Origin of the sequence: Psychrobacter sp. TB20-MNA-CIBAN-0197 (assembly GCF_040309765.1) — a bacterium.
Classification (GTDB): Bacteria; Pseudomonadota; Gammaproteobacteria; order Pseudomonadales; family Moraxellaceae; genus Psychrobacter; species Psychrobacter submarinus.
Map to the genome: position 1 here is coordinate 1 of NZ_JBEOPC010000634.1, position 270 is coordinate 270.

Consider the following 270-nt stretch of genomic DNA (forward strand, 5'->3'; position numbering starts at 1 on the left):
GTCGAGTTCTGTCAGCGGGGCGCGAAGTTGAGCGAATTCGCACCGGGAGACTTGGGATACATGCCCATCCGTCTGATCGGGGGACCGCTCGACGGGCAGACATACGGCGATGTGCCGATCATGCCAGGAGGCCACGCACCTTCGAACCTATCGGTTCCTGTCGGCGAACCGCGCCCCGGCGGTGAGTACGCTCACTACAAAAGCGGTGACTTCGATCCAGAAACCGAAATGATGCTCTTCAACTATGTGGGCACCGGGTCCGGGGAAACC

The 270-nt window shown here is 60.7% G+C and carries 1 protein-coding gene; it reads left to right on the forward strand.

Annotated elements, in window-relative coordinates:
- Positions 1 to 27: 27 nt before the first annotated feature.
- Positions 28 to 270: hypothetical protein (locus AAEY83_RS15295; RefSeq protein ID WP_351060258.1), on the forward strand; the 243-nt coding region annotated here is incomplete at its 3' end.